Below are 21520 nucleotides of genomic sequence, written 5' to 3'. Positions count from 1 at the left end.
GACGATCATGCACCCCGGGGCCGCGCCCGGTCAGACCCGGTTCACCGCCTGCACGGTGCGTTTGTCCAGGCGGGCGTACCAGCCCGAGGCGTCGGCCGCCAGGTCGGTGATCGTGCCGGGCGCGGTCCAGGTGCGGGCCGGGTCACCGCTGGTGAGGGCGTACGCCGTGCAGGTCGCGCCCGTCGCCGCGTACACCGTGCTCCCGGCGACCACCGGGGGACGCGAGGCACCCGTGCCGCCCGCACGCTCCCACTGCTTGGTGCCGTCGGCCAGCCGCACCGCCCGTACGACGCCCGGGCCCGGCCGGTGCAGGAGCAGGCCCCCGGCCACCGGCGGCGCGTGTCCCGTGCCGCCCGGCAGTGCCCGCCAGCTCGACTCCAGCCCGGTGCTCGCCACGCTCCACCGCCGCTTGCCGGTCACCGGGTCGAAACCGGTCACCTGCCCGGCGGCGTGCGCGAGCCCCGTCCCGTGCGCGTACGCCAGCGCGCTCGCCCCCGCCCCGGGCCGCAGCCCGAGCGAGGGGCCGGCCAGGTGCGCGCCGGTACGGACGTCGAGGACGTGCAGGACGCCCGATCCGGTGAGCAGATGGAACCGGCGGCCGTCCGTGCCGGTCGCGACCACGGGCCCCTCGACCTTCGGCTGCTTCCAGAGGACCCGGCCGTCGGACACGTCGTAGCAGGTCACGGGGGTCGGTGCGGGACCGGTCAGCAGCAACGCGCGCCCGGCGAGGGCGGGGCGGCTCCAGGGGCCGGTCGAGCGGAGCTTCCACGAGGGCCCGGCCAGCTCCTTGCCGCCGCTCTCGGTGTACGCCACCACATCCGGCCCCGCCCCTGCCGCCACGCCCGCGCCCGCCGCCACGAACCAGCCCGGTGCCACCACCCCGAGCCCCCGCACCTCCGCCTCCGCGCCGTCCTTCAGTGCGATCCCGGTGTCCTTCAGCTCGGGGGCCACCAGCACCCCGCCCACCACACCCCACAGGCGGGGCACCTCCGCCCGGCTCCCCGCCGACCAGCGCGCCGCACCGTCCGCCGTGCCGAGGGCGTGCACCGCGCCCTGCGTGGAGCCGAAGCCGTCCGAGCCGTGCGCCAGCAGCACGCCCGCTGCTCCCGTGGCCAGCAACACCCCGTCCACCAGGCCCTCTTCGGCGGTACGGGACCACCGCAGTGCCCCGGGAGACCGTGACCCGCCCGTCAACTTCCAGTCGAGGGCCGGGATTTCCTCCGGCCCCGCCCCGAAGGACCGCAGCCCGGCCCACACCACCAGGCCGGCGGCCCCGCTCCCGGCCGCGCCGAGCAGGGCCCGGCGGCCGAGAGCGCGGCGGCGGGCCCGCGAGGCGGTCCGGGCCTCGGTGACGGCGGGGGTGTCCTCAGGGTCGGCGGGGGTGTCCTCGGGCTCGGCGGGAGTGTCCTCGGGCTCGGCGGGGGTGCCCTCCCGCGATCCCGTCGGACCCGGAGCATCCCGCGGCTCCGCCTCCCGGACCAGCGCCCCCACCGGCCCCTCCCGCCACCACAGCGGAGCCCCCGGCTCCTTCAACGCGGCCAGCACCTCGGGGACCCCCGGGCGGCGGTCCGGGTCCTTGTCGAGACACCGGGCAGCCAAGTCCCGTACCTCCCAAGGGACTTCACCCAACTCCGGCGCGTCGTGCACCGCCCGGTACAGCAGCACCGCCGCACCCGCCCGCCCGAACGGCCCCTCGCCGGTCGCCGCGAACACCAGCACCGCCCCCAGCGCGAACACGTCCGCCGCCGCCGTGACCTCCACGCCCTCCGTGACCTGCTCCGGCGCGATGAACCCGGGCGTGCCGATGATGTCCTCCGCCGAGGTCAGCGCGGACAGCGGTGAGCCGGTGAGGCGGGCGATGCCGAAGTCGATGACACGCGGCCCGTCCGCCGTGATCAGCACGTTCGACGGCTTGAGGTCCCGGTGGACGATCCCGGCCGCATGGATCGCGGCCAACGCCTCCGCGAGGGCCGCACCGCAGGCCCGTACCGCCGCGACCGGCAGCGGACCGGCCCGCGCGACCGTGCGCCGCAGCGTCACCCCCGGCAGGTACGCCGTCGCCAGCCACGGCACCTCCGCGTCCGGATCCGCGTCGAGCACCGCCGCCGTGTACGCCCCGGTGACCGCCCGCGCGGCGGCGGCCTCCCGGCGGAACCGCTCCCGGTAGTGCGGCTCGGCGGCCAGGTGCGCATGCACGGTCTTCACCGCGACGAGCCGCCCCCCGGCCGTCCTCCCCAGAAACACCTGCCCCATCCCACCCGCCCCGAGCCGCCCCGACAGCCGTATCCGGCCGAGGTGTTGCGGGTCGCCGGACAGCAGCGGCTCGGTCATGCGGCGCCCCCCAGAGCAGGCGGCCGCACCTCGGCCCGCACGCCGCCGCCGCGTCTCGGGCCCGGACGCTCCTTGGCCGCCCCGCTCACGCCGCCCCCGGGCCGCGCAGCGTCAGCAGGGTGCGGTCCACGCACAGGTGCAGCAGGCCGCCGCCCGCCGCCGAGCGGACCCGGCTCAGGCGGGGCACCGGCACCGCCCACGCCAGCTTTCCCGTGCGGGCGTCCAGGGCGTGCACGCCCCAACCTGTCGAGCGGCGGCCCGAGTCGGCGGGCAGGGAGGGGTCGGAGCCGGATGCGTAGAGGAGTCCGCCGGACACCAGGGGCGGGGTCCCTTCGCTGTCGTCGAGGCGGCGCACGTCCGTGCGTACCCACAACTGGTGGCCCGTCGCCGCGTCCAGCGCGCGCAGATCGCCCCAGTCGCCCGTGTGCACCAGGCCGTCCGTCGCCGTCGGGGTGACCGTCGCCTCATTGCCCACCGGGCGCGACCAGCGCCGCTCGCCCGAGGCCAGATCGACGGCCGCGACCGCCGCCGGGCCCGGGTAGTGCCGCACCCCCGTGGCCCCCGGATGTGCCTCCGGGTGCGCCGAACCGCCCGGGATCTCCCGCTCCGGGGTGCCGTCCCGGTCGCGCAGGACCACCAGGGGCCCGTCCGCCGGTTCACGGACCGACACCGCGCGCTCGGAGGTGGCGACGGCGAGCCGCCCGCCGCCCTGGTGCACGGCGGGCACGCCCGTCACCGTGCCCGCCCGGTGCCACAGCGGCCTGCCGTCGCGCGCGTCGAACCCGTACGCCCGCCAGCGCCTGTCCGGCTCCGTGCGCTGCTCCCACAGGGTGGCCGGGGTGGAGTGGGTGACCAGGCAGACCACCGAGCCGTCGACCGTCAAGTGCGCCGACTGGCCTTCGAGTTCACTGGCCGGAGTGTTCGTGGCGCTGCGCCGGAAGGGGTTCATGACCAGGGGCCGGGTCTCCCAGCGGCGCGCCCCGGACTTCGCGTCGAGCGCCGCGACCACCGAGCCGAGGGGCGCCTGCCACAGCACGTGCACGGTGTCCTCCGACGGCCGCACGCTCCGGATGTTCATGGCGTCGTCGAAGGTCCACCGCACCTCGCCCGACGCCGCGTCGAAGCAGGTCAGCCGGGAGTCGGTGCGGACGAACAGCGCCTCCGCATGCCGCAGCACCTCCCCGCCGTACGCCGGCGAGGACTCCAGGTCGCGCGACCACACCGTACGGCCCGCCGTCCAGGCCACCGGGGCCGCCTTCTCCTGCGACCGCGCCCCCTCGTCCAGCAGGAGCACCGCTGCCGTGGTCGAGCCCCCCACGGCGGTCACGGCCGCCCCCGCCCAGGCGAGGAACCGCCGCCGGCGCGGAGGCGACTGCGGATGCGGCGGTACGTCGACGGGCCCGGCCGGTACGTCCACGGGTGCGCCCGGCACATCCCCCGAGCCGGGCGCGCCCGGCACCCGGAAGGCCTCCGGGACCTCGTCCTCCCACTCCTCCTGCGCCGCGACCAGCTCCGCCGTCGCCTCCTCGTGCTCCCGTACGAGACCGGCGACCGGCTCCTCCTCCCACCACGGCAGCGCGGCAGCCCTCTCCGCACACCACTCCAGGGCCTCGGCCACCGTGGGCCGGTCCGCCGGGTCCAGGGCCAGGCACCGGCCCAGGAAGCCCTCCCACTCCGCGTCCGGCACACCCAGCAGGCACGGCGGCTCGTGCAGCGTGCGGTGCAGGACCTGCGGGGCGGTGCCCGAACCGTACGGATTGCGGCCCGTGCTCGCCAGTACCAGCAGTGCCCCGAACGCGAACACGTCGGCGGCGGGCCCCGCTTCGGGCTCCCGGCCCAGCTGCTCCGGCGCGATGAAGCCGAGCGTGCCCACCAACTCGCCCGTGCCGGTGAGGGGTTCACCGTCCGCCTCCGCCGCCCCCTTCGCCAGTCCGAAGTCGAGGATCTTGGGGCCGTCGTGGGTGACGACGACGTTCGCGGGCTTGAGGTCCCGGTGCACCAGACCGGCCGCGTGCACCGCGGCGAGCGCCTCGGCGAGGGCCGCGCCGAGCGTGCCGAGCGCCGCCGAGTCGAGCGGGCCGAGCGCGCTGATGACGTCCACGAGGGACGGCCCCGCACAGAACTCGCTGACCAGCCAGGGGAGTTCGGCCTCGGTGTCCGCGTCAAGCACCGCCGCCGTGAACACGTCGTCCACCGCCCGCGCCGCCGCCACCTCCCGCCGGAACCGCTCCCGGAACCGGGCGTCGGACGCCAGCCGGGAATGCAGGGTCTTCAGCGCCACCAGCCGCCCCGCCGGGGTGCGCGCCAGCTCCACCCGCCCCATGCCGCCCTCCCCGAGCGGTGCGACGACGTGGTATCGACCCGGATCCCGTCCCGAACCGGTCGACCCGGCTTCGGACGCTGCGGCTGACATTCCCTCGGCTCCCCTCCCGCTCGCCCGGACGGCGCCGGACGCTGATTGCGACGCGTGGGGCGGGGTGCGCGGTTGCGCGGGGGAGGGGGCTGTGACGTACGGCACCGGCCGGCGATAAATGCCTGGCGCGAGTGCGGGACGTACTCCTAGAGTCAGGGCCGTGCCCAGGTGCGCAGGCAGGACCTACTTCCGATGGAGGTTCCTGGGTGGAATTCCGGTACGAATTCTCGTGCCGCTTCCACTCGGTGCCTGTGAAATCACCGGTTCCGCCGCATCGGAACTCTGGGCGCGCAGACTTTCGTGCACCTCCCGGTGCGCAGGCAACGGCTACTTCTTTGCGAGAACTCAACGCCGTCGCCATTTCTGAACTCGGGAGGCCAAGCGCGAGAAGGGGTGTCCGGTGCGCAGGCAACGGTTACTTCATTGATTCGGCGGTCGCGGGTTCGAATCCCGTCATCGACTTCGGGTCGGTGTAGCTCAGTCCGGTAGAGCACCGAAAGCCAGTCCGTCGCCGCTCATGACCTCGGACACCCTTTCTTCTCGCGCGCGGCCCTCCCTCAATCCCATGCCGTATCAAGGGAATTCGGGGGAATTCACCATGGCTCGTTTCAACACCCGTGCCGCGAAGGCGCGTCAGCCCGTATCGCCCGTGACCACGACCGGGCGGACGACCGTCAACCACCAGGGCGGCACGGGACACGTCCGTGACGCGAAGTCGGAGCTCTTCCTCCTGGCGGTCGCCAACTTCGTCACGCAGAACACCTTCTACGAGACCGGCGAGGCCCGCGACACCCGCTACGCGACCCTCGTGCGCGAGATGGCCGTCAGCGACCCCGAGTGGACCGCCGGCCTCCTCGGCTGGCTGCGCGGCGAGGGCCAGATGCGCACCGCGTCGATCGTCGGCGCCGCCGAGTACGTCAAGGCCCGCCTCGACGCGGGCCCGACCGGGGTCGCGCCCGGGGGCCCGACGAACCGCAGCGTGATCGCCTCCGTCCTCCAGCGCCCCGACGAGCCGGGCGAACTCCTCGCGTACTGGACCGCGTTGTACGGCCGCGCCATCCCCAAGCCCGTCAAGCGCGGCATCGCCGACGCCGTCCAGCGGCTCTACCACGGCACGTCGCTGCTGAAGTACGACACCGCCTCCAAGGGGTTCCGCTTCGGCGACGTCCTCAACCTGGTGCACGCCTCGCCCGACCCCGACAAGCCGTGGCAGGGCGAGCTGTTCCAGTACGCCCTGGACCGCCGTCACCACCCCGAGACCGCCGTGCCGCCCGCGTCCAACCGGACGCTCACCGCGCACCGCGCGCTCATGGAACTGCCCGTCGCGGAGCGGCCCGCCGTCCTGGACGGGCCGGACGCCGCCGAGCGCCTGGCCGAGGCGGGCCTGACCTGGGAGGCCCTCGCGGGCTGGCTCCAGGGGCCGATGGACGCCCGGGCCTGGGAGGCGATGATCCCCTCGATGGGCACCATGGCGCTGCTGCGCAACCTCCGCAACTTCGACGAGGCGGGCGTCTGCGACGAGGTCGCGGCGCGCGTCGCTGCGAAGATCGCGGATCCCGAAGTCGTCGCCAGGGGACGGCAGTTCCCCTTCCGCTATCTCGCCGCCTACCAGCACGCGCCGTCGCTGCGCTGGGCGTACCCGCTGGAGCAGGCACTCGGCCACTCGCTGGCCAACGTGCCCGCGCTGCCGGGCCGCACCCTGGTGCTGATCGACCGCTCGGGCTCGATGTTCTGGTCGCAGGTCTCGGAGCGTTCGCAGCTCAACCGGGCGGACGCGGCGGCGATCTTCGGCACGGCGCTCGCGCTGCGGGCCGAGTCGGCGGACCTGGTCGAGTTCGGCACGGACAGCCGTCCGGTGACGTACACGAAGGGGGAGTCGGTGCTGAAGATCCTGGAGCGCTTCGGCGACCTCGGCGGCACCCGCACCGCGGCCGCCGTGCGCGAGCACTACGCCGGCCACGACCGGGTGCTGATCGTCACCGACGAACAGGCGGCCGCCACGCACCGTGACGCCGTGTTCGAGCCCGTCCCGGCCCATGTACCCACGTACACCTGGAACCTGGAGGGGTACGCGACCGGTCACGCTCCGTCCGGCGCGCCCGGCCGCCACACCTTCGGCGGGCTGACGGATGCGGCCTTCAGGATGGTCCCCCTCCTGGAGTCGGGGCGGTCCGCGAACTGGCCCTGGGAGGCCTGACGAGGGACGGGCCGCGGGGCGGACGGGGGGCGTGCGACGGAGCGGGCGGGAGTGCCTGGCGGGATGCGGGCATGGCATCTGGCCTCCGGTGGGCGCATACTGAAGGTAATGACAAAGCCAGCCGGAGCCCGGCGACACCTGCCGTCCAGTCCCTTCAACGTCCCGGCCCCGGCCGCCCCGCCCATTGAGAACTACGAGGTGGGAGACCGGGTTTCGCATGATCAATTCGGACTCGGAAGAGTCGTCGGCGTCGAGGGAGACCTCGCCGTGCTCATCGACTTCTCCGGACGTCAGGGGCGGATCCTCAGCCCCTACTCCAAGTTGACCAAGCTCTGAGCCCCCGCGGCTCCGGGAAAACGCCTCCGCCCCGTGTCCCGATCATCACGATCGGGACACGGGGCGGAGGCGTTTCTCCGCGTTCCGGGACTAGGGAACGGGCTCGGTCGCGTCGTCGCGCATCGCGGCCGCCCACTCGACGAGAAGCAGTTCGTACTCCTCCGAGGGCCAGGCCCCGTCCGTCGTCTGCGCGTCCACGAGGCGGCGGATCGCCGCGTTCGTCTGGTCCGCACCGGAAGCCTCGGGCCCTGCGGGCTCCGGGCCGGGGGCGGACGGAGAGGTGGTGGACATGCCTTCCAGGCTACGTCCGGGCCTTCCCCACCAAACCCCTCCAGCACGTGGCATCCGTCACGCACCGGACCTCTCCGTCCCCACGCTTTCCCCCTGTCCCTGCAACCGCCTACCCGACGCCGTCCCCGCTCGAGCGGGGGCTACGGTCGTTCCCGGGTGTCCGCGATCACGACAGCAGGGGGAACTTGTGGCGGCACGGGTTGCTGGTCTGACGCTGGGAGTGTGGGGCGTACTGCTCGTCCTTCTGCTCGTGCCCCTCGTCCTGCCGACGGCATGGCACTACTACATCTACTCGCCGGCGAGCGTGGGCCTGTGGATGATCTCCATGGTGGTCACTCCCGCTGTGGCTTGCGCGTACAAGTGGGAGTGGATCAGAGCCGGCGGCAAGTAAGAGGTCGGTCGTGTTCCGGTGACCCACCCCACCGGATCAGGACCTCGTCACGATGGCCCCTCGGCCTCCCGTAGGAGAGGTCGAGGGGCCATCGTTGCCCGGGTCCCGTGATCCAACCTGCGGATTGCCTACAGCGCCTGGGCCGCCGGCTTCACCATGCCGCGTACCGTGCGGGACTTCACGAAGTCGCCCATCGCGGTCATCTCCCACTCGCCGCTGAACTGCTTGATCAGCTTGGCCATCATGACGCCCGTCTGCGGCTCGGCGCCGGTCAGGTCGAAGCGGACCAGTTCCTCGCCCGTGGCGCCGTCGAGCAGGCGGCAGTAGGCCTTGGCGACCTCGGTGAACTTCTGGCCGGTGAAGGAGTTCACCGTGAAGACCAGGCCGGTGGCCTCCGCCGGGATGCGGCCGAGGTCCACCACGATGACCTCGTCGTCGCCCGCGCCCTCGCCCGTGAGGTTGTCGCCGGAGTGCTTGATCGCACCGTTCAGGATGGACAGCTTGCCGAAGTAGCAGCTGTCGATCATCTTGCGGTTGCCGTCGTAGGCGATGACCGAGGCGTCCAGGTCGATGTCCTTGCCGCGGAACGCCGGCTCCCAGCCCAGGCCCATCTTGACCTGCGAGAGCAGCGGGCGGCCGCCCTTGACCAGGGAGACCGTCTGGTTCTTGGTCAGGCTCACCCGGCCCTTGTCCAGGTTGATCTTGCCGGAGCCCATGGCCGGGGCGGCGGGCGCGGGCGGGGCCGGGGGAGCGGCCGGAGCCGCCGGAGCCGCCGGGGAGGCCACGCGCGGGTCGTAGGAGGGGGTGGGCGCGGACGGCGGGGTGGCGGCGTGGGCGCGGGTGGGGGCGGGCGGGGCGGCAGGGGCCACCGGGGCGGCAGGGGCCACCGGGGCGGCAGGGGCCACCGGGGCGGCAGGGGCCACCGGGGCGGGAGGGGCCTGGGGGGCGGCCGGGGCGGGTTCCTCGACCGAGACGCCGAAGTCCGTGGCGATGCCCGCCAGCCCGTTCGCGTACCCCTGGCCGACCGCGCGGACCTTCCACGCGCCGTTGCGCAGGTAGACCTCGACCACGACCAGGGCGGTCTCGGTGCCCAGCTGCGGGGGCGTGAAGGTGGCGATCACGGCGTTGTCGTCGGCGCCGCGCACCGTGGCCGTGGGCTCGATGCCCTGGAAGGTCTGGCCGGCGGCGTCCGGGCTCGCGGTCACCACGACCCGCTCGATGCCCGGCGGCAGTGCGCCCGTGTCCACCAGGATCGCGTCCGGGGCCGTGCCGCCGCCCGAGCGGTAGGTCACGCCGGGGCCGGAGGCCTGGTTGTAGAAGATGAAGTCGTCGTCGGAGCGCACCTTGCCGTCGGCGGTGAGCAGCAGGCCCGACACGTCGAGCCGCACCGGGGCGGCGACGTCCACGGCCACGCGGGCGGTGGGAAGCGGAATGTTCGAGCCAGGGGTCATTGCGGTCATGTCACAGGTAACGACCGGGGGCGCTTTGCCGTTCCCTTACCTTCGGACGAATTTGCGTGCACCGCCCGGATGGCTCAGTAAGGGGGGTCTGACCTGCGGAAACCGGTGGGGTCAGCGGTTGCGGGGGTGGTTGCGGGCCATGCGTTCGTTGCCGAACTTGTACGCACCCGTCCAGCGGGCCATCACCAGCTGCTCGTCGCCGCTCTCCACCTCCGCCAGAAACTTCTCCGCCCGGCCACCGCGCAGGGTGGAGGCCGCACGCTGGTGGTGGGTGATGACGACCGTGCCGTCGCCGCGCTGCTCGTACCGGAATCCATGGGGTCGGGGCATGGGCGCAATGGTCCGGTACGGGAAACCGCCCGCGCGAGTGAATTTGGACAGAAGCGGCCCCGGCGGGGTGACGGACCGGTCCTACCCTGGCGCCCGTGCACACCTTCAGGTCCGCCGACCTCGACGAGACGCGTCAGGCGATCGGCGAGAGTTTCTACACCACCCGCATCGATCCCCTGGGCGAGCCCGGTGAGTTCGAGTCCCGGATCGACACCGCGCACGTCGGCTCCCTCACCGTCGGCGACCTCGTCCTCGGCGCCGATCTGCGGATGCGCTTCGGGGAGTTGGGCCACTACCACGTCAACGTCCTGCTGGACGGCACCCTCGCCTGGCGGCAGCACGGCCGGGCCGAGGCGGTCGCCACCCCGCAGCGCGGCTGCGTCCTCGACCCGGAGTCCGTCACCCGCATCGACCACTGGAGCAGGGACTGCCGGCTGCTCGCCCTGAAGATCGAACCTGCCGCCCTGCACCGCCAGTTGGAGTGCCTGCTGGACCGCACCCTGCGCGGGCCCGTCGATTTCACGCCGGACATCGACGTCTCGCGGGGCGCCGGACGCAGCTGGGCGCGGCTGATGTCCTGGGCCGTGGAGGAGGCCCGCGACGCCGACGGGCTGCCCGGGCACGCGCTGATGGCCGCCCCCCTCCAGGAGACCCTGCTCAACGGACTGCTGCTGGCCGCCGACCACCCCTACCGGGAGGAACTGGCCGCCCCCGCACCCCCATTGCGGCCCGCCCCCGTCAAGCGGGTCCTCGACCTCATCCACGCCCACCCCGAGCACACCCACACCGCCGCCTCCCTCGCCGCCGTGGCGCAGGTCGGCGTCCGGCGCCTCCAGGAGGGCTTCCGGCAGCACGTGGGGACGACCCCGACCGCGTACCTGCGCGGCATCCGCCTCGACCGGGTGCGTACGGACCTGGCCCGGGCGGCGGAGGGCGGGGCGGCCGGGACGACCGTCGCCGACGTCGCCTTCCGGTGGGGCTTCGGGCACCTGGGCCGGTTCGCGGCCGCCTACCGGGACCGGTTCGGCGAGAGCCCCTCGCACACCCTGCGGCACCCGGGGCCGGGTTCACCGCACAAAGCGGCGAGTTCGCCGCACACAGCGCCGGGTTCGCCGCACACAGCGCCGGGTTCGCCGCACACAGCGCCGGGGTCACCGCACAAAGCGCCGGGTTCGCCGCGCAAAGCGGACGAGGACCGCGCGGAACGGATCGTGCCGTTCCGTACGGCCCCCTAGGTTGTCCCGTATCGCGGGCGCGCTCGCTCTTTTCCGGTTCCCCCGGTGGGTTCGTCGGCGATGCTCACCGGTCGGTCCCGGGGGCGCAGGGCGCGGGAGGCCCCGCGGTCCCGGGCCCGGCCGTTCCGAGATCTTCCGGACGGCCGGGCCCGTAGCCCCCGCTCCTAGTACGGCCACTGCGGCGGGTCGGTGCAGAAGGCCCCGCCGAGGAAGTCGTGCTCCGGGTCGCCCGGAGCCAGTTCGCCGTGCTCCGCCAGCAGCTTCTCCGCGTACTGCTCGGAGTCGTCCTGCGGGTCGTACCCCAGCGCCCGCGCCGTCGACAGGTCCCAGCACAGCCGGGTGTTCGCCGAGGACCCGAACACCACCGTGTGCCCGACGTGCGGGGCGGTCAGGGCCGCGTCGAAGAGGCGGGCGGCGTCGCCCGGGCTCAGCCACACCGCCAGCATCCGCACGGTGGAGGGCTCCATGTAGCAGGCGCCGATCCGCACCGACACCGTCTCCATCCCGTCCCGGTCCCAGTACAGCTGCGCCAGGTCCTCGCCGAACGCCTTGGACAGGCCGTAGAAGGTGTCCGGGCGGTGCGGGGTGTCGGCGGGGACCAGCGGGCCGCCCGGGCCGGGGGCCGGGGTGAAGCCGACCGCGTGGTTGCTGGAGGCGTGCACGATCCGGCGCACGCCCTCCTCGCGGGCCGCCTCGTAGAGGTTGTACGTGCCTTCGATGTTGGCGCGGAGGATCTTCTCGAAGGGGGCTTCGAGGGAGATGCCCGCGAGGTGCACGATCGCGTCCACCCCCTCGACGGCCTCCCGCAGCGCGTGCTTGTCGCCCAGGTCGGCGGTCACCGCCGTCGGCTCGCCCTCGATGGGCGTCGCGTCGAACAGCCGCAGCTCGTACCCGTACGCCGGGAGCAGCCCCCGCATCAGGGTGCCGATGCCGCCGGCCGCGCCGGTGAGCAGGAGTGTGCGGGAAGCTGCGGGCATGGGAGGGGCTCCTCAAGGGTTCCGCGACGGTGCGGCCGGTGGGGTCGGCGACCGTCGCGACGCTAGGGAGCGCGATGCGTTCGCGTCAAGTAATGGCCGTAGTACGGCGGTTCGTGCTACGGAAGCCGAAAGCGAGCCCGAGCCCGAGCGCGGTGACGGCCCCGGCCGCGCCGACCCCCGCCAGCACCCAGCGGTGGTCCAGCACCGCGACCAGCCCCGAGCCGAGCGCGATGGCGGCCGTCATCGGCCCGTACACCAGCGACGTGGCGGTCGCGGAGGTACGTCCCAGGAGCGCGTCCGGCGTCTCCCGCTGCACCGCCGTCAGCGCCACGATCAGCACGCACGGCAGCCCCAGCCCCACGCCCGCGCTGCTCGCCAGCACCGCCGCGTCGTACGGCAGCGCCCGCACCGCCGTCGACACCGCGAACAGCGCGATGCCCGCCGCGGCCAGCACCCGCTCCGGCATCCGGCGCAGCAGCGGTCCCGCGAGGACGCCGACGAGGACGGTGCCCGCGCCCTGGACCGCGTACAGCACCCCGGTGTACGCGGGGGAGCGGCCGAGGCCCTTGTCGACGACGGTGAAGATCATGGCGCCGTTGAGCCCGGAGAGCACCATCGTCGCGGAGGCGGCGAGCACCAGGGGCCGCAGTACGGGCGAGCGCCACAGATGGCGTGCTCCGTCGGCCCAATTCCCCTCCGTGCGCTGGGGCTTGACGTCCTCGCGCACCCGCAGCCGCAGCCGTACGATCAGCCAGGCGGCCAGCGCGAAGGTGAGCGCGTCAAGGAGTGCCACCGGCAGCCCGCCGAACCGGGTGAACAGGGCGGCCCCGGCCAGCGGTGCGAGCAGCTTCGTGCCCTCCTGGGCGGTCATCCGCAGCCCGTTGAAGTCGCCCAGCAGTGATCTGTCGACCGCCGTGGCGACCAGTGCGGACTCGGCGGCGTCCGTGAGGGTGCCGGCCATCCCGTACAGGAAGAGCACGACGAACAGGATCCACACCCGGTCCGGCGTGTCGACGGCGACCAGCGAGACGAGCAGCAGCGCCGTCGCGAGGTTCACCGAGACCAGCAGCGGGCGGCGGCGGAACCGGTCGGCGACCGCGCCCAGCAGCGGGCCCGCCAGTACCGGCAGCCACATGCAGAAGGTGGTGAGCGCGGCCAGCGAGTCGGAGCCCGTCAGGTCCTTGACCCAGATTCCGGCGGTCAGCCACAGGGCCGTGGTGCCGAAGCCGGACACCACGACGACCGACAGGAAGAGCGCGGCGTTGCGGTCCCGCAGGACGTGCGGCCGACGCTTGGTGGTCTCTGTGGTCTCTGTGGTCACTGCCGGGTCCGCCTTCGTTCCGTCCGGGTGGGGGCGGGGTCAGCGTGGCAGCGCGGGCGGGTCCGGCGGATCGGGAAGGTGCCCTAGATTCCGGGCTTCCGGGCTCCTTAGATCCATGCGTCTACGGGGTCCACACCGCCCGGTCGTGCGCGAACAGCACCCGCTGCGGCGCGAACTCGGCCAGCCGCTCCAGCCAGGGCCGCTCGGCGGGACCGGGCCCGACCCGTGCCTCAAGCTCCGCGTGGCTGTACTCGGAGGCGAAGTCGTACGCCTGCCCCGCGAGCACGGTCGCCCCCTCCGGTCCCTCCACCACCAGCGACTGGTGGCCCGGTGTGTGTCCGGGGGTGGGCACGATGCGCACGCCCGGCCAGATCTCCGCCTCCCCGTCCAGTTCCTCGTAGGCGAGGGGTGCGCCGGGCGGGTCCACCAGGGCGTCGATCGTGTAGTCCCCGGCCCGCGCCTGCGCCAGCTCCTTCGCCTGTACGAAGACGGGGAGCCCGGCGAGTGCGGGGTTGCCGCCGATGTGGTCGAAGTGGAGGTGGCAGTTGACCACCGCCGACAGATCGCCCGGGGACACGCCCGCCCCGGCCAGGGCGTCGGTCAGCTCCCGCCGCCGGGGCCGGTAGTGGGCGTCGGCTTCCGCGTCGCCCCTGCCGAGGCCGGTGTCGAACAGGAGCAGGCCCTGCGGGCGGCGCACCAGGTACGCGAGGACGGCCTCGGCGCGGGGGCGGCCGGTGCCGGTCTCGCTCGCGGGGCGGACGAAGTGCCCGAGGTCGAGACGGCGTATCGCGGGCCCGTCGGTTCCTTCCAGCTGTTGCCTCATCCACCCATGCTGACATGGGAGTTCGCAGGAAATCCGAAGAACTTCGGCCCGTTTCGATGAGTTTTCGGGCCGCCCGGGGTCTTCCTTTCGTCGCTGCCGCGACGGCCGCACCGCTCGCTGCCGCCGCGGCTCCGGGAAGTTCCAGGAGAGGGACCTTGATGACGACCACCACGACCGCCGCCCCCACCGCCGTCGTGTTCGACCTCGGACCGGCGGCCCGCAGACTCGCCCGGCTCCTCGACGGCGTGGCCGAGGGCGGGCTGGACGGGCCCACGCCCTGCGCCGAGTTCTCCGTGCGGGACCTCCTCGCCCATCTCGTCCACCTGACGGCGGCGTTCCGTGCCGCCGCCCGCAAGGAGCCGGAACCCCCCGCCGGGCCCGCCCTTCCGGCCGACTGGCGGCACCGGCTGCCTGGGCAGCTCGCCGCGCTCGTCGACTCCTGGCACGAGAAGGACGCCTGGACCGGGTCCACCACCGTCGGCGGCACCCCGCTGCCCGCCGGGGTCGCCGCGCAGATCGCCCTGGACGAACTGGTGCTGCACGGCTGGGACCTGGCCCGCGCCACCGGCCGGCCCTTCGCCTGCGACCGCTCCAGCCTCCAGGTGGTCTACGCGCTGCTCGCCCCGGAGGCGGACAATCCGGCCCGCGCCCCCATGTTCGGTCCCGTCGTGGACGTACCGGACGGATCGCCGTTCCTGGACCGGGTGGTGGGGCTCGGCGGGCGCGACCCCCAATGGGTGCCCGCAGCCGATGAGTTCACCACGCAGTACACATAGCGGACACCGGAAACCGATCAGGGGGCCGAAGGGGCTGACGACGGGCGGGCAGCCGTGCATACGATGCGGGGCTGCGGCGCAAACATCACTTGCGTCACCATCCGCCCGAGGGGAATCAGCGTGCGTACGAAGGTACTTCCCGCCCTGTTCTGTGCCGGACTCATAGCCACGACCAGCGTGCTCGCCGGGAGTGCCGCCAGCGCGGCACCCAGCGGCAGCTCCGCCGTCGCGCAGGACGCCACCATCCGCGAGAAGCTGGAGAAGATCCCCGGCCTGCGGATCGTCTCGGAGACGCAGAAGGAGGGCCGCCCCTTCTTCACGCTCATGCTGAGACAGCCCATCGACCACGACAAGCCGTGGCGCGGCACCTTCGAGCAGCAGTTCACGCTGTGGCACAAGGCCGAGACCGCCCCCGTCGTGCACTACACCGGCGGCTACACCCTCTCCTCCGGCACCCGCGAGATCACCACCCTCCTCGGGGCCAACCAGATCAGCGTCGAGCACCGCTTCTTCGGCAAGTCGGTGCCCGAGGGCAAGACCGACTGGAGCAAGCTCACCATCCAGCAGGAGGCCGCCGACGAGCACAACATCGTGCAGGCCATGAAGCGCATCTACACGGCGAAGTGGCTGGGCACGGGCGCCAGCAAGGGCGGCATGACGCAGACCTACCACGAGCGCTTCTACCCCGAGGACCTGGACGCCGTCGTCGCCTACGTCGCACCCAACGACGCCGACAACCGCGACGACCGGGTCTACGACAACTTCTTCAAGACCGTCGGCACCCCCGAGTGCCGCACCGCGCTGGACGCCGTGCAGCGCGAGATGCTGGTCCGCCGCAAGACGATCCTCCCGCTCTTCGAGGCCACCTCCAAGGAGCAGGGCCTCACCTTCAAGCAGCTCGGCACCACCGACCGCGCCTACGAGTTCTCGGTCCTGGACCAGGTGTGGAACTTCTGGCAGTCCGGCTCGTACACCAACTGCCCCACCGTCCCGGACGCCAAGAAGGCCACGGACAAGGAGCTGTACGACTGGTCGCTCGGCCACGGCCTGTCGATCTACTCCGACGCCGACGCGGGCCCCGCGGGCTCCGGCCCCTACTACCGTCAGGCCGCCGCCCAACTCGGCTGGGCCGACCTGAAGTTCCAGCACCTGCGTGACGTCCGCAACTACCCGGACATCTACCAGCCCAACTCCCTGCTCCCCGCCGACATGCGCACCCGCTACAGCGGCTGGGACGCCAAGGACGTCGACCGCTGGGTGAACAAGAAGGGCCAGCGGATGATGTTCGTCTACGGCCAGAACGACCCGTGGAGCGCCGAGCGCTACCGCCCCTCGAAGCGCGACTCGCACCTGTACGTCGCCCCGAACTCCAACCACGGCGCCCTGATCTCCAAGCTGGTCCCGGAGCAGCGCGCCGAGGCGGAGGCGACGGTCAAGCGCTGGGCGGGCGTGAAGTAGCCCTCACGGAAAGGGGTGCCGGGCGCGCCCGGCACCCCTTTCCGGGTCACCTTCCCAGGGCGGCCTTCATCGTCTTCTGCGCGACCGGCGCCGCCAGCCCGTTTCCGCTGACCTCCGAGCGGGCCGCGCCCGAGTCCTCGATCAGGACGGCCACCGCGACCTCCTTGCCGGTGTTCTTGTCCTTCGCGTAGGAGGTGAACCAGGCGTACGGGGTCTTGCTGTTGGCGACGCCGTGCTGGGCGGTGCCGGTCTTGCCGCCGACCTCCGCGCCGGGGATCTGCGCGTTGGTGCCCGTGCCGTCCTCGACGACGGTGACCATCGCGCTGCGCAGCTGCTGTGCCGTGCGCTCGGAGACGATGCGCTTGCTGTCCGCGCCGTCCGCGTGCTTCTCCAGTACGTCGCCGCCCGCGCTCGTCACCTCCGACACCATGTGCGGGGCGGGCAGCTCACCGTTGTTCGACAGGGCGGCGGAGACCATCGCCATCTGGAGCGGGGTGGCCGTCACGTCGAACTGGCCGATGCCGGAGAGCCCGGTCTGCGCCTTGTCCATGCCGGTGGGGTAGACGCTCTCGTACGCGCGCACCGGGACGTCCAGCTTGTCGGTGTTGAAGCCGAACTTCTCCGCCATCGCCTTCACCTTGTCCTGCCCCAGGTCCACGGCCAGCTTCGCGAAGACGTTGTTGCAGGAGTATTTGAGGGCGGTGCGCAGCGTGGCGTTCTCGCAGGGGGCGGAGCGGTTCTCGTTGTCGAGGACCTGGCTGGTGCCCGGCAGGGTGTACGGGTTCGGGCTGGCGGTCGGGGTGTCCACCGAGGCGTACAGGCCGTCCTCCAGCGCGGCCGAGGCCACCACCAGCTTGAACGTGGAGCCCGGCGGCAGCGGCTGGCGCATCGCCCGGTTCGTCATCGCCTTGTCCTCGTCGTCGCCCGAGCTGAGCTTCTTCCACGCCTCGCCGTCGTGCGAACCGGTGATCGTGGACGGGTCGTACGACGGGGTGCTGACCATGCCGAGGATCCGGCCGGTCTTCGGGTCGATCGCGACGACCGCGCCCTTCTTCTTGCCCAGCGCCTCGTACGCGGCCTTCTGGACGGCCGGGTCGATGGTGGTGACCACGTTGCCGGGGCGGGTGTGCTTGCCCTGGATCAGGTCGGACGGGTTCTTCAGGCGGTCGTCCGTGCCGTCGAGGATCTTGCCGTAGATGCCCTCCAGCTGGGTCGACCCGTACACCTGCGAGGTGTAGCCGGTGACCGGGGCGTAGAGCGGCCCGTCGGTGTAGGTGCGCTTGTACTTGAGGTCTCCGCCCTCCGTCTTCGCCGATCCGGTGACCGGCGAACCGGCCACGATGATGTTGCCCAGCGGGTGCGCGTACTGCGCCACGATGTTCCGCCGGTTGTCCTTGTTCTCTGCGAGCGCCTTGCCCTGGTAGGCCTGCACCCAGGTCACCCGCACCAGCAGTGCGAGGACCAGCAGCAGGCAGAACACGGCGGCGCGCCTGATCGTCTTGTTCATCCTGCCCGGGAGGACGAACGGGGATCGGACAGGAGTTCCGTTCTGTGGGGGTTCTCATGCTTTCTTCAGGTGCGGGAGTCTCTCCCGGGGGCGCTCAGCCGGGCTGGATGTAACCCGTCTCGTACGCCAGGATCACCGCCTGGGTACGGTCCCGGGCCCCCGTCTTCGCGAGGACCGAGGCCACATGGGTCTTGGCGGTGGCCGCGCCGAAGTTGAGGGCGGCGGCGATCTCCGCGTTGGTGAGGCCCTTGGCCATCAGCCGCAGCACCGCCGCCTCCCGCTCGGTCAGCCGGGCCGCCCACGGCGGCGCGGCCACCGCCTTGTCCCGGCCGTACTCGGCGGCCAGCGAACGCACCGCCGCCGGGAAGAGGAGGCTGTCGCTCCGGGCGACCAGGCGCACCGCCGCCACCAGGTCCTCGGCGGCCGCCCGCTTCAGCAGGAACCCGGCCGCGCCGGCGCGCAGCGCCTCGTACACGTAGGCGTCGTTCTCGAAGGTGGTGACGACGACGATGCGGGGCGGCTCGGGGAGCGTGGCGAGGATCTGCTCGGTGGCGCGGATGCCGTCGATCTCGGGCATCCGTACGTCCATGAGTACGACGTCGGGGCGCATCGCCCGCACCACGGACACGGCCTCCGCACCGGTGGCCGCCTCGCCGACGACCTCCAGGTCGGGCTCGGCGTCCAGGATGACCCGCAGGGCGGTGCGGACCATGCGCTCGTCGTCGGCGAGGACGAGGCGGACGGGGGTGGCGGAGGTGGCGGGGGTGCCCAGGGCGTCGGGCGTGGCGGTCATCGGGGGCCTCTTGCGGGAGTCGTGGTCATCGGGGGCCTGTATCGGGGTGGTCGGCCAGCGGCAGCCGGGCGGTGAGCCGCCAGACCCCGTCGGACGCGTGCGGGCCGGCCTCGGTGCGGCCGCCCAGCAGCACGGCCCGTTCGGCCATGCCGCGCAGGCCCCGGCCGCCGCCGGGGCGTACCGGAGCGGGGTGCTCCGGCAGGGGGTTCTCCAGCACGATCTCCAGCTCCCGGTCTGCCGTGACCGCCAGGTGCAGGGAGACGGGGTGCGCGCCGCCGTGCCGCAGCGCGTTGCTCAGCCCCTCCTGGACGATCCGGTACGCCTCCCGGGACACCGCCTCCGGCACCTTCGCCAGGTCGTCGTCCCCGGTGCGGGTCACCGGTACGCCGCTGCGGGCCAGCAGGCCGTCCAGGGACTCCAGGGTGGGGCCGGTGCCGTCCTCGGGGGCGTCCTCGCCGCGCCGCAACACCCCCAGTACGGCGTCGAGTTCGCCGACCGTGCGCCGGGTGGTGTCCTCGATCGCGGCGAGTGCCTCCCGTACGAACTCCACGTCGTCGGCCCGCCCGCTGTCCAGGACCTTGCGGGCGGCCCCCGCCTGGAGGGTCACCGCGCTCAGCGCGTGCCCCACCGAGTCGTGCAGCTCGCGGGCCAGCCGGTTGCGTACGGCGAGGTCGGCGGCCCGGCGCTCGGCCGCCGCCAGACGGTCGGCCGGAGTGGGCCCGAGGAGCAGCGGCGCCCACCGGGCCAGCAGCGCCGAGGCGCCCGCGCTCGCGGCGGCCAGCAGCAGCATCGCCAGGATGCCCGCGAGCGGCATCAGCGCCACCAGCCACGGCTTCCCTTCGAGCTCCCGCACGCCCCAGTCGGAGTTGCGCAGCGCGGGCACGAACGGCAGGGCCACCAGCACGCCCGCGAACGGCGTCAGCGCCAGCGACGCCCCGCTGACCAGCCCGCCGAGCGCCAGATGCAGGGTGAACCACCCCGACGTCCGCACCCGCGCCGCCCGCGTCCTGGCCGGACCCTCCGGGAAGCCGTCGGCCCGCCCCGACGCCAGCCCCAGCGAGCGGATCGTCGCCACCGACAACGGCCGCGCCGGGGCCAGCAGCCCGAACACCGCGACCAGCGGCAGCACCGCCACGAACGCGTAGAACTGCCCCGGCACCGAAAGGAAGGGACTGTTCTCCCCGGTCAACGGGCCGATGGCCACGGTCGCCAGCAGGTAGAACGGCATCAGCAGCGCCCCGCCCACCACCAGGTGCAGCCAGCCGATTCGCGCCGTCCGCCCGAACAGCCATGCCCACAGGGCCCGTTGGCTCATGCCGCGTGCTCCCGCTGCTGCCTCAGCCGGGCGAAGAGGGACGTTCCGCCCACCAGGGCGAGGAGGCCGATGATCACTTGGACAGCGTAGGTCAGCAGGTCAGTGAGCGGGGCCCGGTCCGCGCTCCCGACGAGGCTCCCGGTGGCCAGCATCCAGCCGCCCCAACTGCCCAGCACCCCCACTCCCGTCCAGGCCAGGGCCAGGGCCACGGCCAGCGGAGTCCGGCCGCCGAGCCGCAGCGCGAGCATCAGCAGCCCGGCGACGGCGGCGAGGGCGAACGCGCCGTGCACCCCGGAGACCAGCCGGGCGTTGACGGTGAGCGCTTCCCCGTGCGCGCCTGCGCCGAAGGCGGCCAGCAGGTGCGGTACGCAACAGACGGCCGCCAGCACGGCTGCGGCGAATCCGGTGGTCCGGACCCGGCCGTCCGGGCGGGGCAGCCCGGCCACCGGCCCCCGCCACAGGTGCCCCCAGCGCTGTCTCGCGTACCGGACGAACAGCGCCCCCAGGGCGAGCCCCTGCGCAAGGAACCCGCCGTACACCACGGCGAACACCCACGCGTCGAGGAAGGGCGTCTCGTCGGGCGGTGCCACGCCGGAGGAGTCGCCGAAGAGCAGTTGCAACGGGAAGCCCGCCATGATCGGCGCGAGCAGCCCGGACGCCGCCCACATCGGCAGCGCGAGCAGCGCGCCGGGCACCCGGCGGCCCCAGCCCTGCGTCAACAGCAGGGCCAGCACGACGACGGCGGTGTCCATCAGGACGGTCACGGAGTTGGCGACGGCCATCAGCGTCGGCTCCTTGAGCAGCGCGCTGCCGTCGGGGATGCCGAGCCGGCCGCCCGCGATCCAGGTGACCTTGAGGGCGAGGTACGGAACGCAGGCGACGACCGCCAGGGCGCGCAGGGCCCGGACGGGGGAGCTCGGGGCGGTCGGCCGCGGGGGAGTGAGCGGTGTGCTGGTCATGCCTCCACGCTGCCGCTCGGGACGCTCGCGTACGTCCTGCTCGTGGCCGAACCGCCTCCGCCGCGTGGGGGAGGGGGCGGCGGGCGGTACCTACGCGTCGAGCCGAAGGACGGCCTCCGTGATCTCCACGCCGCGCGCGTTCGCGTACCCCTTCTCCCGGTGCGAGAGCACGAACCCGCACTTCTCCATCACCCGGATCGAAGCGGTGTTGTCCGCCGCCGCCCGCCCGTACAGCGGCCGGTCCGGCACCAGGTCGAGCAGCGCCCGCAGCGCACGGGTGGCCAGGCCGTGGCCCCAGTGCTCCCGGCCGATCCAGTAGGTGATCTCCCGCTCCCGGGGCGGCCCGAACACGGCCGCGTTCCCGACCACCACCTCCTCGCCGTCCGCCGTGCGGCCGACCACGGTCCGGACGACCACCTGCGGGTCGTTGCGGATCCGCCGCCAGTGCGTCGCGAAGTGCTCGCGGTCGGCCGGGTCCTCGGCGGTGAAGGCGGCCATGTCGAGGGCGACGGCGTCGTTCGTCTGCCGGAAGAAGACGGGGAGGTCGCCGTCCCGGACCTCGCGCAGGGAGATCCGCAGGTCCGTCGACTCGGGGTTCGAGGGGAGC

At 73.3% G+C, this 21520-nt stretch carries 19 protein-coding genes; 6 read left to right on the top strand and 13 right to left on the bottom strand.

What is annotated here, in order from left to right; genetic code table 11:
- Positions 1-30: 30 nt before the first annotated feature.
- Complete coding sequence (locus IE269_RS04945; protein WP_189821507.1) at positions 31-2331, bottom strand: protein kinase domain-containing protein; 2301 nt, start codon at positions 2329-2331, stop codon at positions 31-33.
- Positions 2332-2416: 85 nt separating this feature from the next.
- Positions 2417-4744: a protein kinase domain-containing protein gene (locus tag IE269_RS04940; protein WP_189821506.1), complete on the bottom strand. Its 2328-nt coding sequence runs from the start codon at positions 4742-4744 to the stop codon at positions 2417-2419.
- A gap of 598 nt (positions 4745-5342) precedes the next feature.
- Here IE269_RS04940 and IE269_RS04935 point away from each other — a divergent pair.
- Entirely contained in the window at positions 5343-6941 is a 1599-nt protein-coding gene (locus IE269_RS04935; protein ID WP_189821505.1) for a TROVE domain-containing protein, read from the top strand.
- A gap of 108 nt (positions 6942-7049) precedes the next feature.
- On the top strand, positions 7050-7277 hold the full coding sequence (locus IE269_RS04930) for a hypothetical protein (RefSeq protein ID WP_185025425.1): 228 nt from the start codon (positions 7050-7052) through the stop codon (positions 7275-7277).
- Positions 7278-7367: 90 nt separating this feature from the next.
- On the opposite strand, the gene IE269_RS04925 is transcribed toward IE269_RS04930, so the two are convergent.
- Complete coding sequence (locus tag IE269_RS04925; protein ID WP_189821504.1) at positions 7368-7568, bottom strand: hypothetical protein; 201 nt, start codon at positions 7566-7568, stop codon at positions 7368-7370.
- 187 nt (positions 7569-7755) lie between these two features.
- Between IE269_RS04925 and IE269_RS04920 the strand changes: the two genes are divergently transcribed.
- Entirely contained in the window at positions 7756-7959 is a 204-nt protein-coding gene (locus tag IE269_RS04920; protein ID WP_229897860.1) for a hypothetical protein, read from the top strand.
- A gap of 128 nt (positions 7960-8087) precedes the next feature.
- On the opposite strand, the gene IE269_RS04915 is transcribed toward IE269_RS04920, so the two are convergent.
- Both IE269_RS04915 and IE269_RS04910 read right to left on the bottom strand, forming a co-directional pair.
- On the bottom strand, positions 8088-9419 hold the full coding sequence (locus IE269_RS04915) for a TerD family protein (RefSeq protein ID WP_189821503.1): 1332 nt from the start codon (positions 9417-9419) through the stop codon (positions 8088-8090).
- A 111-nt stretch (positions 9420-9530) separates the two neighbouring features.
- Positions 9531-9749 carry a hypothetical protein gene (locus IE269_RS04910; RefSeq protein ID WP_189821502.1) on the bottom strand — a complete coding sequence of 73 codons (219 nt, stop codon included), beginning with the start codon at positions 9747-9749 and terminating at the stop codon, positions 9531-9533.
- Positions 9750-9844: 95 nt separating this feature from the next.
- On the opposite strand from IE269_RS04910, the gene IE269_RS04905 reads away from it, so the two are divergent.
- Entirely contained in the window at positions 9845-10984 is a 1140-nt protein-coding gene (locus tag IE269_RS04905) for an AraC-like ligand-binding domain-containing protein (protein WP_189821501.1), read from the top strand.
- A gap of 164 nt (positions 10985-11148) precedes the next feature.
- Here the strand turns inward: IE269_RS04905 and IE269_RS04900 are convergent, their stop codons facing one another.
- From IE269_RS04900 to IE269_RS04890, 3 genes are all read right to left on the bottom strand, one after another.
- Entirely contained in the window at positions 11149-11961 is an 813-nt protein-coding gene (locus IE269_RS04900) for an NAD-dependent epimerase/dehydratase family protein (RefSeq protein WP_189821500.1), read from the bottom strand.
- Between the two features lie 85 nt (positions 11962-12046).
- Positions 12047-13282, bottom strand: a complete 1236-nt coding sequence (locus IE269_RS04895) for an MFS transporter (protein WP_189821499.1) — start codon at positions 13280-13282, stop codon at positions 12047-12049.
- A 121-nt stretch (positions 13283-13403) separates the two neighbouring features.
- Positions 13404-14105, bottom strand: a complete 702-nt coding sequence (locus tag IE269_RS04890; protein WP_189821498.1) for an N-acyl homoserine lactonase family protein — start codon at positions 14103-14105, stop codon at positions 13404-13406.
- 158 nt (positions 14106-14263) lie between these two features.
- Here IE269_RS04890 and IE269_RS04885 point away from each other — a divergent pair, with 158 nt between their 5' ends.
- Both IE269_RS04885 and IE269_RS04880 read left to right on the top strand, forming a co-directional pair.
- Positions 14264-14881, top strand: a complete 618-nt coding sequence (locus IE269_RS04885) for a TIGR03086 family metal-binding protein (protein WP_189821497.1) — start codon at positions 14264-14266, stop codon at positions 14879-14881.
- Between the two features lie 120 nt (positions 14882-15001).
- Complete coding sequence (locus IE269_RS04880; protein WP_189821496.1) at positions 15002-16339, top strand: S28 family serine protease; 1338 nt, start codon at positions 15002-15004, stop codon at positions 16337-16339.
- 46 nt (positions 16340-16385) lie between these two features.
- On the opposite strand, the gene IE269_RS04875 is transcribed toward IE269_RS04880, so the two are convergent.
- The 5 genes from IE269_RS04875 to IE269_RS04855 all read right to left on the bottom strand — a co-directional run bounded on the left by IE269_RS04875 (position 16386) and on the right by IE269_RS04855 (position 21492).
- A complete protein-coding gene (locus IE269_RS04875) occupies positions 16386-17846 on the bottom strand; it encodes a peptidoglycan D,D-transpeptidase FtsI family protein (protein WP_189821495.1) in 1461 nt (486 codons plus the stop codon).
- 94 nt (positions 17847-17940) lie between these two features.
- Positions 17941-18639: a response regulator transcription factor gene (locus IE269_RS04870; RefSeq protein ID WP_189821494.1), complete on the bottom strand. Its 699-nt coding sequence runs from the start codon at positions 18637-18639 to the stop codon at positions 17941-17943.
- A 25-nt stretch (positions 18640-18664) separates the two neighbouring features.
- A complete protein-coding gene (locus IE269_RS04865) occupies positions 18665-19954 on the bottom strand; it encodes a sensor histidine kinase (RefSeq protein WP_189821493.1) in 1290 nt (429 codons plus the stop codon).
- Positions 19951-20913 (bottom strand): hypothetical protein, encoded by a 963-nt coding sequence (locus IE269_RS04860; RefSeq protein ID WP_189821492.1) that lies wholly within the window; start codon positions 20911-20913, stop codon positions 19951-19953. Before IE269_RS04860 ends, IE269_RS04865 begins: the two co-directional genes overlap by 4 nt.
- A 90-nt stretch (positions 20914-21003) precedes the next feature.
- A complete protein-coding gene (locus IE269_RS04855; RefSeq protein WP_189822039.1) occupies positions 21004-21492 on the bottom strand; it encodes a GNAT family N-acetyltransferase in 489 nt (162 codons plus the stop codon).
- Positions 21493-21520: the final 28 nt, after the last annotated feature.

The sequence above is a fragment of the Streptomyces spiroverticillatus genome (assembly GCA_014650415.1).
Classification (GTDB): Bacteria; Actinomycetota; Actinomycetes; order Streptomycetales; family Streptomycetaceae; genus Streptomyces; species Streptomyces spiroverticillatus.
This window is presented reverse-complemented; position numbering and strand designations above follow the sequence as displayed.

What these genes read in the sequence shown, in the direction of transcription:
- IE269_RS04945 (WP_189821507.1), bottom strand. Translation starts at nt 2,331, where the DNA reads ATGACCGAGCCGCTGCTGTCCGGCGACCCGCAACACCTCGGCCGGATA.
- IE269_RS04940 (WP_189821506.1), bottom strand. Translation starts at nt 4,744, where the DNA reads ATGTCAGCCGCAGCGTCCGAAGCCGGGTCGACCGGTTCGGGACGGGAT.
- IE269_RS04935 (WP_189821505.1), top strand. Translation starts at nt 5,343, where the DNA reads ATGGCTCGTTTCAACACCCGTGCCGCGAAGGCGCGTCAGCCCGTATCG.
- IE269_RS04930 (WP_185025425.1), top strand. Translation starts at nt 7,050, where the DNA reads ATGACAAAGCCAGCCGGAGCCCGGCGACACCTGCCGTCCAGTCCCTTC.
- IE269_RS04925 (WP_189821504.1), bottom strand. Translation starts at nt 7,568, where the DNA reads ATGTCCACCACCTCTCCGTCCGCCCCCGGCCCGGAGCCCGCAGGGCCC.
- IE269_RS04915 (WP_189821503.1), bottom strand. Translation starts at nt 9,419, where the DNA reads ATGACCGCAATGACCCCTGGCTCGAACATTCCGCTTCCCACCGCCCGC.
- IE269_RS04910 (WP_189821502.1), bottom strand. Translation starts at nt 9,749, where the DNA reads ATGCCCCGACCCCATGGATTCCGGTACGAGCAGCGCGGCGACGGCACG.
- IE269_RS04900 (WP_189821500.1), bottom strand. Translation starts at nt 11,961, where the DNA reads ATGCCCGCAGCTTCCCGCACACTCCTGCTCACCGGCGCGGCCGGCGGC.
- IE269_RS04890 (WP_189821498.1), bottom strand. Translation starts at nt 14,105, where the DNA reads ATGAGGCAACAGCTGGAAGGAACCGACGGGCCCGCGATACGCCGTCTC.
- IE269_RS04885 (WP_189821497.1), top strand. Translation starts at nt 14,264, where the DNA reads ATGACGACCACCACGACCGCCGCCCCCACCGCCGTCGTGTTCGACCTC.
- IE269_RS04875 (WP_189821495.1), bottom strand. Translation starts at nt 17,846, where the DNA reads ATGAACAAGACGATCAGGCGCGCCGCCGTGTTCTGCCTGCTGCTGGTC.
- IE269_RS04870 (WP_189821494.1), bottom strand. Translation starts at nt 18,639, where the DNA reads ATGACCGCCACGCCCGACGCCCTGGGCACCCCCGCCACCTCCGCCACC.
- IE269_RS04865 (WP_189821493.1), bottom strand. Translation starts at nt 19,954, where the DNA reads ATGAGCCAACGGGCCCTGTGGGCATGGCTGTTCGGGCGGACGGCGCGA.
- IE269_RS04860 (WP_189821492.1), bottom strand. Translation starts at nt 20,913, where the DNA reads ATGACCAGCACACCGCTCACTCCCCCGCGGCCGACCGCCCCGAGCTCC.